The organism is Bradyrhizobium sp. ISRA442, assembly GCF_038085055.1.
In the GTDB taxonomy this organism is placed as follows: Bacteria; Pseudomonadota; Alphaproteobacteria; order Rhizobiales; family Xanthobacteraceae; genus Bradyrhizobium.
The window spans coordinates 109752-125135 of the sequence record NZ_JALGCN010000016.1 but is presented as its reverse complement, the minus strand read 5'-3'; the positions used below and the strand labels follow the sequence as shown (position 1 = coordinate 125135).

Below are 15384 nucleotides of genomic sequence, written 5' to 3'. Positions count from 1 at the left end.
TTGATGTCATTCCGGGCGCACCAGCGCGACGCCCGGAATCTCGCGCCGCAATCTCCGGATTCCGGGTTCGCCGCTTCGCGACGCCCCGGAATGACCAGGAGAATCTTACTTCTGCGACGCCGCCACCGGCGCGGCGCCGGTCGGCACCGACGCTTCCGCCGTCTTGGTCGACTTGGCCGGATGCGGCTGCCCCGGTTCCTCGCCGAACCTCTCCTGCGACTTTGGTGCAAGGTCGGCCATCGCGGGCGCCGAGACGTTGACGTTCGGCAGCACGTCGGCCACCAGGTCAGTCGTCACGAGATTGGTGAGCTTCAGCTCGCCAGCGTCGAGCTCGTGCAGGTCTTCCCACGGCGGCACGTTCAATGCGAGCGACAGCAAATCGCCCGCGCCGCCCATGTCGAAGGTGTATTTGGCGAGCCGGCCGATGTCGCGCTCCACGATCATAAGATCCTGCGCGCTGTAGCTCGCCGCCTTGGCGTCGTCGGCGCGATCGCCCATCCAGATCTGATGGACTCGTACATGCGCAGTCTCGGGCACGTAACGCTTCTTGCCGGCCAGCAGCAGGAACACGCACATGGATTCGCAGTAGGCCTCGGGCGCGACCGCCGGACGAGCCCCCTGCCCGCCACGGTTCTGCTGCGTGATGCCGACAGTGGTCATGACGCCGAGGTTGCGGAAACGTCGGCCGAGCGTGATCGCGTCATTGACCGAACCACCGCTGGAGTCGAGGACGACGGTCATCCCGCCAAGCTGGCGCCCGCGCGCGAAATCCTCGAAGGCCTTCGGCGTATCCGCCGTGATGATGCCGACCGCGCTGACCCAGCCGCGACAGTTCGGCTCGCATGCGACCCAATTGAACTTCATCGGCAGCTTGCGCTCTTCAAGCGCAGCGCCGGCGTTTGCAGTAGAGGTGAAGGTCGCGACCGCGCCCGCCAGCGCGACGCAACAAGCAGCGGTTCCCACGACCAACCAACCGCGAAGATCAAGCGACTTCAGGAGTCTCAAAATGGTTCCTTCCCCAAGCCCCGATATTGCGCGAGTTATCCCCGCTTCGCGCCCGATGAGTCCATCATACAGACGTATGTCCTATCCCACGGCTGTCACAAAAATGGTATCCGGGGGAATACAGATCGTCCATATGGACTTGCTGCACTGCTCCCTAAAAACAGGCAAAATATGGCACGCGCGCAACATGTTGCTGTTCCGTGCATAGGAACCGCGCAGCTCGAGGCATAGGTTTGCGGCAGGCCGCACATCATCATGAAGCATTCAGCATCAGAGGTCGGTTCCACAATTGCCGGTTCGTTCCTGCGACTCCCACGCAATTTTTGGCGTGCGCTGATCTGGCTTTACCGGCACACGCTGTCGCCATTGGTCGGTTACAATTGCCGGCACCTGCCGACCTGCTCCGTCTACGGCGACGAGGCGATTGAACGCTTCGGACTCTGGGCCGGTGGCTGGATGACGATCGCGCGTTTGTTGCGCTGCCATCCCTTCGGCACTTCAGGCATCGATCGCGTGCCGCTCACCGCACCCGAAGGCGCGCGTTGGTACCTGCCCTGGCGCTACGGCCGCTGGCGCGGCGTCAATGCCTCCTGATTTTATTGCGGTGCTTTGTGCATCGCTGCCCCGACCGGAACCGGAACTTTCCGCTCGCGTTGTTTTGATACTCCCACGGGAGGAAACAACAATGCGCTGGAAAATCAGCCCTCATTTTCATTTCAACCTTGGTTCGCATCTTCGAATTAGCCCGAGGGGCCACGATCCCAGAACCATCGACCTGCTCGCCATCATCGCGCTTTTGGCGCTCGTGCTGGGCTCAGGCTGGTACTTGGCGACGAGCTTTTCCATGCCGCCGAGCACAACGGCGTTCATCGTGCCGAGCCAGAGCGTGCACTGGTAGCGACTAACGGAACCAGAAGAAGCGACCAGGCGGCGGGATCGGCTCGGGTGGACGCAGCCGCTTCGGGCGCGGCGGCTTCGGGGACGGCTCTGCGGATGACGTCGCCTCCGCCGCCGGCACGGCCTCACCTCCCGGCACCTTCACCGACAGCAGCAAGTTTGATTCATGCGTGCGCCAGCGATAGCCGATGCCGAAATCGATCGGCTGGGCGCGCGTGAACAATTCGGCGTAGCGCTCCTGGTAGCGGCCGGGAAATTCGTCGATCGGTCCGAGATACCCGCCGAACGGGAAGAACCGCCATTGCCGCGCATTGTAGTTCGCAAGCGGTATCCCGGAATCGTCCTGGATGATGGTCGCGCTGTTGGCGAGCAGCCAGTCGCGCACCGTGGTGAAGTTGCCGGAATGCAGGAGATAGGACGCGCTCTTGAGCAGGCTGTTGCCGGGCCCGAGCGTCTGGCAGAATTTCAGGAATCCCGTTGCGCGCGCGCTGGGATTGGAGAGATCGGTCGAGAAATAATAGAGCGTGCGGACCTCGCCGTCGCTGCCGACGAAGGTGATGCGGATGCCGCGGGTGGCCTTAGGTCCCGGATTGTCGTTGCCCGTATGCATCCCGCCCTTGTCGTCGAGCACCACCATCTCGACGTTGCGAATGGTCTTGCCCGAGCGTGCGAGGAAGACGTAGAGGATCGGCAAGGTGCCGTGGACCTGGTTGGCGTGCAGGTCGACCTTCATGTGCTTGGTGATGAAGAAGGAAAAGCTCAGGATCGAGCTCAGCGAGCGCTCGACGCTGTAGAGCGCGGCACCGACCGAACCGCGCGGCAGTTTCGCCAGATCGGGCACCGCGCCGACCGGCTCGAGCGCGCCGAGCACATAGGTGCTCGCCTTGGAATAGAAGGCGTCGGCGTAGAGGAAGTCCGGGCCGCTGAACATGTAGAACATGGTCGGCCTCGGCGCGGCAAGATTGACCTCGGCCCAGTTGCGGATCCTCGACAATTGCCGCTGCTCGAGCTGGGCGAAGGCACCGTCGAAGAATTTTGCGTGGTGCTGCCAGACAGGATCCCTCGTCAATGGCAGAAGGGGCGAGTCCGCCGAAGGCTGCACGCCTGCGAGGAAACGCGCCGTGTCGTCAAAGGTCACGTCGGCGGCGCGCGCGAAGGGAGCGCCCGCGAACGACAGAGCAAGAGCAACGGCCGCAATCTTGAAGGATCGAAACATGTCTATTCGCGATGTGATGAAGGGGCAGCGGCGGCCGGCCGCCTGCGGAAAACAGCGTAAATCAACAGGCCCGCGAGCATGACGAGCATCCCCGAAAGCGACTGTAGCGGCCGCTCCATCGACAGGTAGTACATCATGAAGGCGGTCACGAGCAGGAAAAGCAGCGGCGTGAACGGGTATCCCCAGGCGCGATAGGGGCGCGGCAGGTCGGGATCGGTGATGCGCAGCTTGATGACGCCTGCGACGGTGAAGAACGAACAGAACAGCAGCGCGAACTGGATGAAGTCCAGCACGACCTCGAAGCTGCGCGTGAACAGGAGCAGGTTGGCGACCGCGAGCTGAAACAGGATGGCATAGGCCGGTGCGCCGCTCACTGACCGCCGCGAGAACACGCGCAAGGCCGGGATGTCCTCACCCATCGTCATCATCACGCGCGGGCCGATCCACATCATCGCGCTGATGGAGGAGATCAGGCCGACGCAGATCATCGCGCCGACGATCCGGCCGCCGATGCTGCCGAAGATGGCGCTGCCGGCAACGCTCGCGACGTCGAGCTGGCCCGCAAGCGCATCGATTGGCGTTGAATAGAGAAACACGGCGTTGAGCGCGACATACAGCAGCAACACGATCAGCGTGCCCGCGAGCAGCGCACGCGGCAGGCTCTGCTGCGGCGTGCGCATCTCGCCGATGATGTAGGTCGCGGCATTCCAGCCCGAGAACGAATACATCACGAACACGAGCCCGATCGCGAAGGGCGCGCTGACGATATGGGCAAGGTCGCCTGCTTGCGGCGTGAAGGAGATCGGCTGCGGCGCGCCGATGACGAAACCGGCGACCAGGAACGCGACGATCAGCACGACCTTCAGGATGGTCGCGATCAACTGAAAGGTCGAGGAATGCCTGACGCCGGTGAGCTGTACGATCGAGACCAGCCAAACCACGCCGATGGCGAGCGGCATCGGCGGCAGATCGGGGAAGACCGATTTCGCATATTCGCCGAAGGCCATGGCCGCAAGCGCGACCGGTGCCGCAAAGCCCACCGTCGCCGAGACCCAGCCCGCGAGAAAGCCGAAGGCGGGATGATAGGCGCGGCCGAGGAAGTTGTATTCGCCGCTCGAGCGCGGAAACATCGCGCCGAGCTCGCTGTAGGAGAATACGCCACACAACGCGACGATGCCGCCGACGGTCCACAGCAGCAGGATCGAGAAGCCGGACGGGATGTCCTTGACCTGGAAGCCGAGACTGGTGAAGACGCCGACCCCGACCATGTCCGCAACGACGATGGCGGTCGCGACCAGCGCGGACACCCCGGCCCCACCTTCAGTCAGGCGGCCAGTCCAGGGCGCAGTTCCCGCATCTGATGCCGTCATCGGGGTTCTTAACCTCAGGCGTCGCCCTCGTGGGCGCATCGTGCAGTCCGGTCCAGTCAATTCAAGCAGGGTTAACAAGGGTTAAATGAGGCGGCCCAACTCGGTATCCAACCACCTTTCATGCACCTTTCCGGGCAATAACGCGCCTGAGGCCCGCCAAATCAGCCTTTCCCTCCCACAATCACGACACGATTGCATGGTCCTTTGCGGCGTTCCGGATGTGGGGAAAGTTTCTCCGGACACTTAACGTCACCTAAACGCCAGTCGGCTCAATTAGCCTCAAGCCGCTGGATCGGGGTCATGGGTGGATGGTCGGGGCCGTTCCGAAACTGAGAGTTGACGCGCGTGCGCACCGGACGACGTCCGGTGTGTACGCTCGTGCGCTCCGGATCGGCCTGATCTCAGCCTTGACAACGCTTTCGCTGACGCTGGTTCAATGCGGCAACGCGCCCAATCCCGCGGCGCTCGCGGCGAACTCGCAGGCCAACCCACAGGTTGTCGCCAAGACCAAGGTCGCAAGCGGCGACACGTTCGACGATCGCTTCCCTGGCCCGCAGTTCAGGGATCGCTTCCCGTCCGTGAGCGAGAGTTTCCTGCAGCGGCAGATGTCGGACTTCTCGCCCAAGCGCGCCGTACAGCAAGAGCCGGAGCAGCCGCCCTACAAGGTGGCGTCGCTCGAGCCGCAGGTTCCGTATCAGCGTCCACAGCGCGAAGACTTGACGACGCTGGTCAGCATGAAATCGTCGGCCTTTCCGTATTTCGGCAACAACCCCGCCTCTGACGCACCGTTCCTGAACATCTCCAAGGGCGACCGGCGCGGCCATCGCAGCTATTCGGGACGGGTCTACTGGCAGGACGAGACCTACAGCGACAGCCGCGTGCTGGTGCATGTCCCCGAGCATTTCGACGTGCGCAGGCCGGGCGTGATCGTGGTGTTCTTCCATGGCAACGGCGCGACGTTGGCGCGCGACGTGCGCGACCGGCAGCTTGTGCCGCAGCAGATCACCGATTCCGGCGCCAACGCCGTGCTCCTCGCACCGCAGATGGCCGTCGATGCCGCCGACTCCAGCGCCGGCAAGTTCTGGCAGCCCGGCGGTCTCAAGCGCTTCATCGCGGAGTCGGCCGAGCATCTTGCCCGCCTCACCGGCGATCCCAGCAGCGCACGCGCCTTCGCCAACATGCCAATCGTCATCGTCGGCTACAGCGGCGGTTTCCTGCCCACCGCCTGGAGCCTCGAGGTGGGCGGCATCAGCGACCGCGTTCGCGGCGTCGTGCTGCTCGATGCCGTCTATGGCGAGCTCGACAAGTTCGCGTCGTGGATCGAGAGCCATCGCTCCGGCTTCTTCGTCAGCTCCTACACCCATTACACCGCCCGGCGCGACCGCGAGCTGATGAGCATGCTGCGTCAGAAGGGCATCAGCGTCTCCGAGGCCATGGACGGTCCGCTGCGTCCCGGCAGCGTGATATTCGTCGAAACCGGCGACGGCATCACCCATCGCGATTATGTGACCCACGCCTGGACACGCAATCCGCTCAAGGACGTGCTGGTCAAGATGTCCGAAACGCCATCGCTGGCGCTGACACGTGTTGTAGCGACCAATTCATCCGCATCGAGCCGCTAGGCCGCACAGCGCCAGCGCCAGTGTCCTGCTGCGCTGTCTTCGATTCCTCCACGCGTTGATCAAAGTGTGATGTTGATGGGCGAACCTATCAGCGCTTCTCCGGATTGTTTCCGCCAACGGCGGCCATAACGTGCGCCCGGAATCGGAACTGGAATGCTGCGGGGACGGACAGTGCGTCAGGGGCTCTATAAGGTCGACTTCCATACGGTTCACGGCACCGGCTGTGGCGTAGTCTATGTAAGCGACGGCAAGATGCGGGGCGGCAATTCCGCCTTCGCCTTCATCGGCACCTATACGGGCGAAGGCGACGGCATCAAGGTCAAGATCTCGACCGAGCGCTACAACGACGATCCGTCTTTCAAGCCGCTGTTCGGGACCGACAGGATCACCCTGACGCTCACCGGCCGTGAGGACGGCGACACGGCCGAGTTCGAAGGCAGCGCACTGCAAGTGCCGGGCGTTGCCTTCCGGGCGGTGCTGAGCCGGCTGAGCGACTGAGCGCCGGCATCAGGTCTCTTGAAACTCAGGTCTCGTGAACCTTAGGTCTTGGGCAGCTTCGGAATGCTCTCGGCAAAACCGTTGAAGCAGGCCAGCCGCTCGTCCTCTTCCTTGAGGAAGCGGCAATCGGCGACGCCCTTGGCCTTCGCGGGCTTCGGCTTCGGCACCGGCGGGATCACCGCGTCGTAGCAGTTGAGGCGGTCCTTGGTGCCGTCGTCGATGTCGAGGCAGGCCTGGAGCCGCACCGCGACCGACTGCGGCTTGCCCTTCGGCGCCGCCGCGGTGGTGGCCGCCGGCTTGGTCCCCTTGGACTGGACCTGCACCAGTGGCTTGTCCCCGACCATCGGTGGCTTGTCGGTTTGCGCAAACGCGGACGCTGAATAGAGCACCGCGGCAACCGCCAAAATCATCCTCATCTCAGTCAACCCTCTTTGGTCCCCATGCCTCGCCTTCTAGCGCTCTCCCGCGCGGTTTGCCAAGCGCCTTGCGCACACGAAAACGCAAGGACTAGGCCGGCGCAGCGGCGGGCCGTGGCCGGGTCAGCGCGACCAGGCTCAGCGCCAGGCCGACGAAGCCGACGGCCACGAAGCCGAGCGTGTGCAGCAGTTCGCCGGCAAACAGGAGCCCGCCGACGGCGGAGCCGATGGCCTGGCCGATGTAGAGGACCGAGGTGTTGAGCGCGACGGTTGCCGAGGCGAGCGGCGGCGCTGCCGCAACCAGCCGCACCTGCTGCATCGAATTGGTCGAGGCAAAGCCCAGTCCCCAGATCGCGACCGAAATGGCCATCATCACATAGCTGCCGGCACTCAACGCCCATCCCGCAATGCCCGTGAGCAGCAGGCAGGTGAACAACACCGAAGTTCGATAGGGCCCCCAAGTGTCGACAATCCGGCTGGCGACGGCGACACCGAGGAAACCGCAGACGCCGTAGAGAGCAAACACCAGGCCGATCGCATCAGGGCTTGCACCGGTCATCTTTGTGAGCAGCGGTCCCATGAAGGTGAACACTACGAACTGCCCGGACATCTGCAGCATGGTGATCGCAAGCAGCAGCACGATCGTCCGGTTGCGGCCGACCTCACTCCAGGTCTTCAGGTCCACCCGCGCGCCTCTTAAGCCTGCGGGCAGGCGCAGCAGCAACAACAGGAAGCTGACACAGCCGAGCACGCCGATCTCGCCATAGGCCGCGCGCCAGCCGTAGCGGCTGGCGATGAAGGTGATCAGCGGCAGACCAACGGCGGCGGCAAGCGACCAGCCGAGAAAGACGTATGCGATGGTGCTGCCGCGCTTTTCGACCGGCACGATCAGTGCGGCGGTGCCGGCGGCCTGCGGCGTATAGAGCGCGCCGACCGCGAGCATCACCAGGCGGATGGCGAGCAGGCTCGCATAGTCGGAGGCAAACGCCGAGGCCAGATTGCCCGCGGCAAGCAGCGCAAGTGTCAGGGTGAGCAGCATTCGCCGTTCGATGCGGCTGGTCAGCCAGGCCGTCAGCGGCGAGCCGATGCACAGCGTGATCGCACCGAAGGTGATCAGAAGGCCGGCCGCATGGACACTGACGTCAAGCCCCGCCGCCAATTCCGGCAGCATCCCCGCCGGCGCCAGCACCGAGCAGCCGGTGACGATATTTCCAAGCATCAGGGCGGTCGGCGCGAAACGGCGGGCGGCGGGGGCACTTTGCATGCAGGTGCATGTAGCGGACGCCAGCAGCGAGTTAAAGGGCGTGCCGCGAAATAGTTGGTGCAAGACCCACGGTTCACGCGTCCATTTTCTTGGAAATGCCCGATTGCACGGGCCGAATCGCCTGATATATCGCTCGTTCCCGCTTACCTGCGCTCGTTCGCAGGAGTGAGCCTCAGGAGAAAAGCAATGTCCGACCAGCACAAGTCCGAATCCGGCTTCCAGTACAGCCTCAGCAACCTGAAGCCCGTGACCCCCGCTGCCAAAGTCACCCTCACCTTTCCTGACGGCGCCCAGCGCCAATTCGAGAAGAGCATCACCGGCCTCGATATCGCCAAGGGCATCTCGCCGTCGCTGGCCAAGCGCACGGTGGCGATGGCGCTCGACGGCGAGCTCGCCGACCTCAACGATCCAATCGAGGAGGATGCCAGGATCGAGCTGATCGGCCGTGAGGATCCCCGCGCGCTCGAGCTGATCCGCCACGACTGCGCACACGTGCTGGCGGAGGCCGTGCAATCGCTGTGGCCGGGCACCCAGGTCACGATCGGCCCGGTGATCGAGAACGGCTTCTATTACGACTTCTTCCGCAACGAGCCGTTCACTCCTGAAGACTTCGCGGCGATCGAGAAGAAGATGCGCGAGATCATCGCGCGCGACAAACCCTTCACCAAGGAGGTCTGGGATCGCGAGAAGACCAAGCAGGTGTTCCGCGACAAGGGCGAGGCCTTCAAGGTCGAGCTGGTCGACGCCATTCCCGGCGACGAGCCGATCAAGATCTATTTCCAGGGCGACTGGTTCGATCTGTGTCGCGGCCCGCACATGACCTCGACCGGCAAGATCGGAAACGCCTTCAAATTGATGAAGGTGGCCGGCGCTTATTGGCGCGGCGATTCCAACAATCCGATGCTGACCCGCATCTACGGCACGGCGTTTGCCAAGCAGGAGGATCTCGACGCCTACCTCAGGCAGATCGAGGAGGCCGAGAAGCGCGACCATCGCAAGCTCGGACGCGAGCTCGATCTCTTCCACTTCCAGGAGGAAGGTCCGGGCGTCGTGTTCTGGCACCCCAAGGGCTGGACCATCTTCCAGCAGCTCATCGCCTATATGCGCCGACGCCTGACCGGCGACTACAGCGAGGTCAACGCGCCGCAGATCCTCGACAAGGTCCTGTGGGAGACCTCCGGCCACTGGGGCTGGTACCGCGAGAACATGTTCGCGGCGCAGTCCGCCGGCGACGAAGCCGAGGACAAGCGCTGGTTCGCGCTGAAGCCGATGAACTGTCCCGGCCACGTGCAGATCTTCAAGCATGGACTGAAGAGCTACCGCGACCTGCCCCTGCGCCTCGCCGAGTTCGGCGTGGTACACCGCTACGAGCCGTCGGGCGCCATGCACGGGTTGATGCGCGTGCGCGGCTTCACCCAGGACGACGCGCACATCTTCTGCACCGAGGATCAGCTCGCCGACGAATGCCTGAAGATCAACGATCTCATCCTGTCGACCTATGCGGACTTCGGCTTCACCGGCGATCTCACCGTCAAGCTGTCGACCCGGCCGGACAAGCGCGTCGGCACGGACGCGATGTGGGACCACGCCGAGCGCGTGATGGCCACCGTGCTGCGCGAGATCCAGTCGCAGAACAACCACATCAAGACCGAGATCAATCCGGGCGAAGGCGCCTTCTACGGGCCGAAGTTCGAATACGTGCTGCGCGACGCCATTGGCCGCGACTGGCAGTGCGGCACCACGCAGGTCGACTTCAACCTGCCGGAGCGGTTCGGCGCGTTCTACATCGACCATGACGGCGGCAAGAAACCGCCGGTGATGGTGCATCGCGCGATCTGCGGCTCGATGGAGCGCTACATCGGCATCCTGATCGAGCACTATGCCGGCAACTTCCCGCTCTGGCTGTCGCCGGTGCAGGTGGTGGTCACCACCATCACCTCCGAGGCCGACGAATACGCCAAGCAGGTGGTGGAACAGGCGCGGCGCGCTGGCTTGCGGGTCGAGATCGATCTGCGCAACGAGAAGATCAACTACAAGGTCCGCGAGCACTCGCTGGCCAAGATCCCGGCGCTGCTCGTGGTCGGCAAGAAAGAGGCCGAGACGCACTCGGTCTCCGTCCGCCGGCTCGGCAGCGAGGGACAGAAGGTGATGACGACGCAGGAGGCGCTCGCCGCGCTCCTCGACGAGGCGACCCCGCCGGACGTCCGGCGGGCGCGGGGTGCGGTCTGATCCCTTTAATCGATCTAAACCGGCTTTCGGTTGCGGGCGTGCATGCCTATCTCGGGATTGCACGCCCGACGACCAGCCGAAGAGGATACCGCAAGTGCCGGACGCCATCGAACTCCTGAAGACCCGCCGCTCGGTCAAGCCGCGCGAGATGATAGGGCCCGGCCCCTCGCCGGCCGAGCTCGAGACCATCTTGACCATCGGTGCGCGCGTGCCCGACCACGGCAAGCTCGCGCCGTGGCGCTTCATCATCTTCGAGGGCGACGCACGTGCGCGCGCCGGCGAGGTGATTGCCAAGGTTTTCGCCCGGAAGAATCCCGGGGCGGCGGCGGCCGACATCGAGATCGAGCGGAAGCGGCTCACAGACGCCCCGCTGGTGATCGGCATCGTCAGCTTCACCAAGCCGCATCCGAAGGTGCCGGGGTGGGAGCAGGAATTGTCAGCGGGCGCCAGCGCCATGAACATTCTCACGGCGGCGACGGCGCTCGGCTACGGCGCCTGCTGGCTGACTGGCTGGTTCGCCTTCGATCGCGACGTGATGGACGGGCTTGGCCTCAAGCCGGACGAAAAGCTCATCGGCTTCGTGCATATCGGCAAGCCGACCAAGCCGAGCGAGGACCGCCCTCGCCCCGCCCTGTCGGAGATCGTGACCCGATTCTAATCGATGTCTTGTTGACGCCTTGAGCGTCTTGCGGCTTTGATCCCGGCGAGGGAGGAAGCCCGGATGAAGCGGCGTGAATTTCTCGTCGGAGCGGCACTGCTGGCCGGCACGATGGCGCGCGGGCGCGCCTCCAGCGTCCCCTCCCCTGCTCCCGAACAGCTCGACCGTATCACGGCGTTCTTCGACAATGAGGTGACGAGCGGCCGGCTGCCGGGCGCCGTGATCCTGGTCCAGCAGCATGGCAAGCCGGTCTATCTGAAGACATTTGGCGTGCGCGATGTCCGGACCGGTCTTGCCATGACGACCGACACGATCTTCGCCATCCACTCGATGACCAAGCCGATCACGAGCCTCGGGGCGATGATGCTGATCGATGCCGGCAAGCTCGCGCTCGCCGATCCCGTGTCGAAATACATCCCGTCCTTTGCCGATACCAAAGTGGGGCTGGAGGTCACCAAGCCCGACGGCAAGCTGGCGCTGGATCTCGTGCCGCCGAACCGTCCCGTGAGCATCCAGGATCTGATGCGGCACACCTCGGGGATCAGCTACGACTATATCGGCGGCAAATGGGTCGAGCAGGCCTATAAGGCGGCCAATATCTTCGAGGGCCAGTTCGACAATAGGGAATTCGCCGAGCGCATCGCGCGCCTGCCGCTGGCGCGCCAGCCAGGGACGCTGTGGCGCTACGGTCACTCGACCGACGTGCTCGGCCGCGTCATCGAGGTGATTTCCGGACAGAGGCTCTACGACTTCCTGAAGCAGCACATCTTGGATCCGCTCGGCATGAGCAGCACCAAGTTCGTGCTGGCGACAGAGGAGGAGCTTGCGCGGATGGCGCGTCCGCTGCCGAGCGACCACATCCTGCTCGCCGCCGAGCGCGAACGCCTCGACCATCCCGAATGGCAATCCGGCGGCGGCGGCCTGCTCTCGACCATCACCGACTATCAGCGCTTCGCGCAGATGCTGCTCAACGGCGGCGAGTTCGAGAGCAAGCGCTACCTGAGCCCGGCTGCGTTCAAGGACATGACGACCGATCACATCGGGCCGGGCTCCGGCGTCGGGCGCGACTATTTCTATTTCCCGGGCGACGGTTTCGGCTACGGCTACGGCCTTGCGGTGCGCACCGATCCCGGCAACGCGAAGCCGCCGCCGCCGGGCTCGATCGGCGAATTGAAGTGGGACTCGGGCAGCGGCACCTATTTCGGCGTCGATCCCAAGCTCGACATGGTCTACATCATGATGCAGCAGACCCAGAACGAGCGCGGCCGCATCACGCCTGCCTTCAAGGCCCTCGTCTACGACTGTTATCCTCCCGAACTACGCCGCCCGTGAGGCGCGCTGGCCGAACTCGGTGAGCAGCTTGGCGATTTCGGCGGCAGGCCGCGCCGCGCTGAACAGAAAACCCTGCACCTCGTTGCAGCCTTCCGCGCGCAGCCAGTCGAGCTGGTCCTCGGTCTCGACGCCTTCGGCGGTCGTCGTGATGTTGAGGCTGCGTCCGAGTCCCGAGATGGCGCGCACGATCGCACCGCAATCGGGACGCTGCGCGAGGTCTTTGACGAAGGAGCGGTCGATCTTGATCTTGTCGAAGGGGAAGCTGCGCAGGTAGCTGAGGCTCGAATAGCCGGTGCCGAAATCGTCCATGGAGATGCCGACGCCGAGCTCGCGCAACTGGTGCAGGATCGCGAGATTGGCATCGGTCTCGGCGAGGAAGATCGACTCGGTGATCTCGAGCTCGAGCCGCCGCGGCGACAGGCCGGACTGCGCCAAGGCCGAGATCACGACCTGAACCAGATTGCGGCTGCGGAATTGCGCGGGCGACAGATTGACGGCGACCTTGACGTCAACAGGCCATTTCACCGCCTCGGCGCAGGCTTCGCGCAGCACCCATTCGCCGAGCTGGGTGATCAGGCCGATGTCCTCGGCGACGGGGATGAATTCCGCCGGCGAGATCATGCCCTTGTCCGGATGGCGCCAGCGCAGGAGCGACTCGAAGCCGGAGATGCGATCGGATGCGATCGACACCAGCGGCTGGTAGTGCAGCTCGAACTCGCCATTGGCGAAGGCACGGCGCAGATCGACTTCCATATCTCGCCGCTTCTGCGCCTGGAGGTCCATCTCCCGCTCGAAGAAATGGTGTACGCCGCCGCCGTCCGACTTTGCGCGGTACAGCGCCATGTCGGCATTGCGCAGCAATTCCTCCGACGTCGCGCCGTCACCCGGCGACAACGCGATGCCGATGCTCGCGCCGATCACCGTCTCGAGCCCGTCGACGTCATAGGGCGCGCTCAGCATCTCGATCAGCAGCGTGGCGCAGGCGCTGGCCTCGTTCGGCGAGACGTCCGCCGCCAAGATCACCGCGAACTCGTCACCACCGAGCCGCGCGGCAAGGTTGGGGCCGCGGATCGCCGTTGCGAGCCGCTCGGCGACCTGCTTCAGCAGGCGGTCGCCGACGGGATGGCCGAAGGAATCGTTGACGTTCTTGAACAGGTCGAGATCGATGCAGAGCACGCCGACCCGCTTGCCGCCGGACTGGTCGAGCGCCTGCCGCAAGCGGTCCTGGAAATATTCGCGGTTCGGCAGGTCCGTGAGTCCGTCATGGTGCGCCATGTGGGCGATGCGAGCCTCGGCCTTGCGCCGCTCGGTGATATCGACCACCGCGACCAGATAGCCATCGCGATCATTGAAGGTGACGCGGCGGCCGAAGGTCAGGACCTCGATCTCGCTGCCGTCGGCGCGGAGATGCCGCCAGTTGCGCGAGGAGTGATAGGCATCGCCGATGCGTTCGAGCGCTTCGGCGTGGCTGTCCCACTCGTCCTGCGGCCAGATCTCGGGCAGCGTCATGCGCAGGAAGGTGGCGCGGCTGTAGCCGTAGTGTTGGACCGCGGCGTCGTTGACGCCGAGAAATTTCTTCGTCTCCGCGTCGAACACCCACATCGGCATCGGGTTGTTGTCGAACAGCAAGCGGAACGAGGCGTCGCGCCGCTTCAGCGCCGTGACGTCGGAGATCGTCAGCGAGACGATATCGGCGAAGGCAGTGGCGCTCAGGCGCAGATGGCGGCCATCCGCCTCGATCTCGAGCTGCTCGCTGCGGCCGCCGGAGACCGCCGCAAACAGGATTGCCATGATCTCGCTTGAGGCCAGCAGCGTTCCGCTCTCCTTGATACGGCGCCACAACAGGCCGCGGTTCGCGACGTTCAGCAGCAGCTCCGCGCTCCTGTTGTGATGGACGACCTGCAGATCGAACGGCTGGCCATGAGCGTCGCGCAGCGTCGCCAGCGACACCACCGCGTCGTCGGTCGACGAGAAGATCGCGTCGAGAAGATTGTATTGAGCGCCGCGCTCGTTGACATAGGCACCGACCAACGTCGCGCCCCAGCGCGAGGCGGTCGGCAGCGCCAGCACGTCGTAGGTCCTGACCATGCCGTCGCGGACACAATGCGCGCTTGCCTGATACGGCCGCCCGTTCTCGAGCGCGCTCGCCACCGCTTCCGACAGTGCGGTGGCGCAGTCCGGCGCCAGCTCCGTGACCGGAATGTCCCAGCGCTCGTCGCCGAGCCATTTCTGCACGTAGCGTCCGCTGCGCGACAGTTCGAGCGCGCCGTCGCCCTTCAGGAGTGCGATATGGTCGGCGAGCCGCCCAAGGCTGCCGAGCATCACATCCTCGTAGCGCGGAAGCCGCTCGCCCGGGCGCAGCGCAGCACGCCATTTGCGCTGAAGCACCGGCATGTCGTCGAACATCTCGGTGGCCGATTTCCCCGGCGCTTTCTTTGCGGCACTCATCATCGTCCCCAACGCAACTTCCCGCCGCATCCAATGCAGGCCCACTTAACGGCATGTAAAAAGCGTGCGATCGTTCCGCGCAAAGGGCGATTATGACAGTTTTAAGTCAGGCGTTGGTTAGTGCGCGTTAGAGACTATGACAGTTTCTTTTCACGCGCTGTGAGACTGATGAAAACGTTGCCGCATCCTCGTCGTCCTGGCGAAAGCCAGGACCCGTAACCACAGGCGGTTATTGTTCGGCACGATGGTGGCCACAGCCGTCGTTTCAATAACGCTGACCGGGGTAATGGATCCTGGCTTTCGCCAGGACGACGGTGGGGCGCATTGCACGCAACTGCCTCAACCTCGTCATTGCGAGCGCAGCGAAGCAATCCAGGCTGCCGCCGCGGAAGGATTCTGGATTGCTTCGCTGCGCTCGCAATGACGAAG

At 64.2% G+C, this 15384-nt stretch carries 13 protein-coding genes; 7 read left to right on the top strand and 6 right to left on the bottom strand.

Annotated features, from left to right (window positions below):
- Nucleotides 1–105 precede the first annotated feature (105 nt).
- Entirely contained in the window at nt 106–1005 is a 900-nt protein-coding gene (locus MTR72_RS28300; protein ID WP_280970151.1) for a COG3904 family protein, read from the bottom strand.
- Nucleotides 1006–1260: 255 nt separating this feature from the next.
- Here MTR72_RS28300 and yidD point away from each other — a divergent pair, with 255 nt between their 5' ends.
- Nucleotides 1261–1599 (top strand): membrane protein insertion efficiency factor YidD, encoded by a 339-nt coding sequence (gene yidD, locus MTR72_RS28295; RefSeq protein ID WP_341511596.1) that lies wholly within the window; start codon nt 1261–1263, stop codon nt 1597–1599.
- 91 nt (nt 1600–1690) lie between these two features.
- Nucleotides 1691–1903, top strand: coding sequence for a hypothetical protein (locus tag MTR72_RS28290; protein ID WP_341511595.1), 213 nt, complete (start codon nt 1691–1693; stop codon nt 1901–1903).
- Nucleotides 1904–1906: 3 nt separating this feature from the next.
- On the opposite strand, the gene MTR72_RS28285 is transcribed toward MTR72_RS28290, so the two are convergent.
- Together MTR72_RS28285 and MTR72_RS28280 are read right to left on the bottom strand one after the other, a co-directional pair.
- A complete protein-coding gene (locus MTR72_RS28285; protein ID WP_341511594.1) occupies nt 1907–3118 on the bottom strand; it encodes a hypothetical protein in 1212 nt (403 codons plus the stop codon).
- A gap of 2 nt (nt 3119–3120) precedes the next feature.
- Entirely contained in the window at nt 3121–4488 is a 1368-nt protein-coding gene (locus MTR72_RS28280) for an APC family permease (RefSeq protein ID WP_341511593.1), read from the bottom strand.
- Nucleotides 4489–4796: 308 nt separating this feature from the next.
- Here MTR72_RS28280 and MTR72_RS28275 point away from each other — a divergent pair, with 308 nt between their 5' ends.
- Both MTR72_RS28275 and MTR72_RS28270 read left to right on the top strand, forming a co-directional pair.
- Nucleotides 4797–6110 carry an alpha/beta hydrolase gene (locus MTR72_RS28275; protein ID WP_280970146.1) on the top strand — a complete coding sequence of 438 codons (1314 nt, stop codon included), beginning with the start codon at nt 4797–4799 and terminating at the stop codon, nt 6108–6110.
- A 153-nt stretch (nt 6111–6263) separates the two neighbouring features.
- Nucleotides 6264–6608, top strand: a complete 345-nt coding sequence (locus MTR72_RS28270; RefSeq protein WP_280970145.1) for a GrlR family regulatory protein — start codon at nt 6264–6266, stop codon at nt 6606–6608.
- 41 nt (nt 6609–6649) lie between these two features.
- On the opposite strand, the gene MTR72_RS28265 is transcribed toward MTR72_RS28270, so the two are convergent.
- Both MTR72_RS28265 and MTR72_RS28260 read right to left on the bottom strand, forming a co-directional pair.
- On the bottom strand, nt 6650–7024 hold the full coding sequence (locus tag MTR72_RS28265; protein WP_280970144.1) for a hypothetical protein: 375 nt from the start codon (nt 7022–7024) through the stop codon (nt 6650–6652).
- A 91-nt stretch (nt 7025–7115) separates the two neighbouring features.
- A complete protein-coding gene (locus MTR72_RS28260) occupies nt 7116–8288 on the bottom strand; it encodes an MFS transporter (protein ID WP_341511592.1) in 1173 nt (390 codons plus the stop codon).
- A 186-nt stretch (nt 8289–8474) separates the two neighbouring features.
- Between MTR72_RS28260 and thrS the strand changes: the two genes are divergently transcribed.
- The 3 genes from thrS (at nt 8475) to MTR72_RS28245 (ending at nt 12507) form a co-directional block, all read left to right on the top strand.
- Nucleotides 8475–10517, top strand: a complete 2043-nt coding sequence (thrS, locus tag MTR72_RS28255) for a threonine--tRNA ligase (protein ID WP_280970142.1) — start codon at nt 8475–8477, stop codon at nt 10515–10517.
- A 94-nt stretch (nt 10518–10611) separates the two neighbouring features.
- The gene (locus MTR72_RS28250) at nt 10612–11175 is read left to right on the top strand and encodes a nitroreductase family protein (protein ID WP_280970141.1); all 564 of its coding nucleotides are present in this window, start codon (nt 10612–10614) and stop codon (nt 11173–11175) included.
- A gap of 63 nt (nt 11176–11238) precedes the next feature.
- A complete protein-coding gene (locus tag MTR72_RS28245) occupies nt 11239–12507 on the top strand; it encodes a serine hydrolase domain-containing protein (RefSeq protein WP_280970140.1) in 1269 nt (422 codons plus the stop codon).
- Here MTR72_RS28245 and MTR72_RS28240 read toward each other — a convergent pair.
- Nucleotides 12493–14955 (bottom strand): putative bifunctional diguanylate cyclase/phosphodiesterase, encoded by a 2463-nt coding sequence (locus tag MTR72_RS28240; RefSeq protein ID WP_280970139.1) that lies wholly within the window; start codon nt 14953–14955, stop codon nt 12493–12495. The two genes, MTR72_RS28245 and MTR72_RS28240, sit on opposite strands and share 15 nt — an antisense overlap.
- Nucleotides 14956–15384 lie beyond the last annotated feature (429 nt).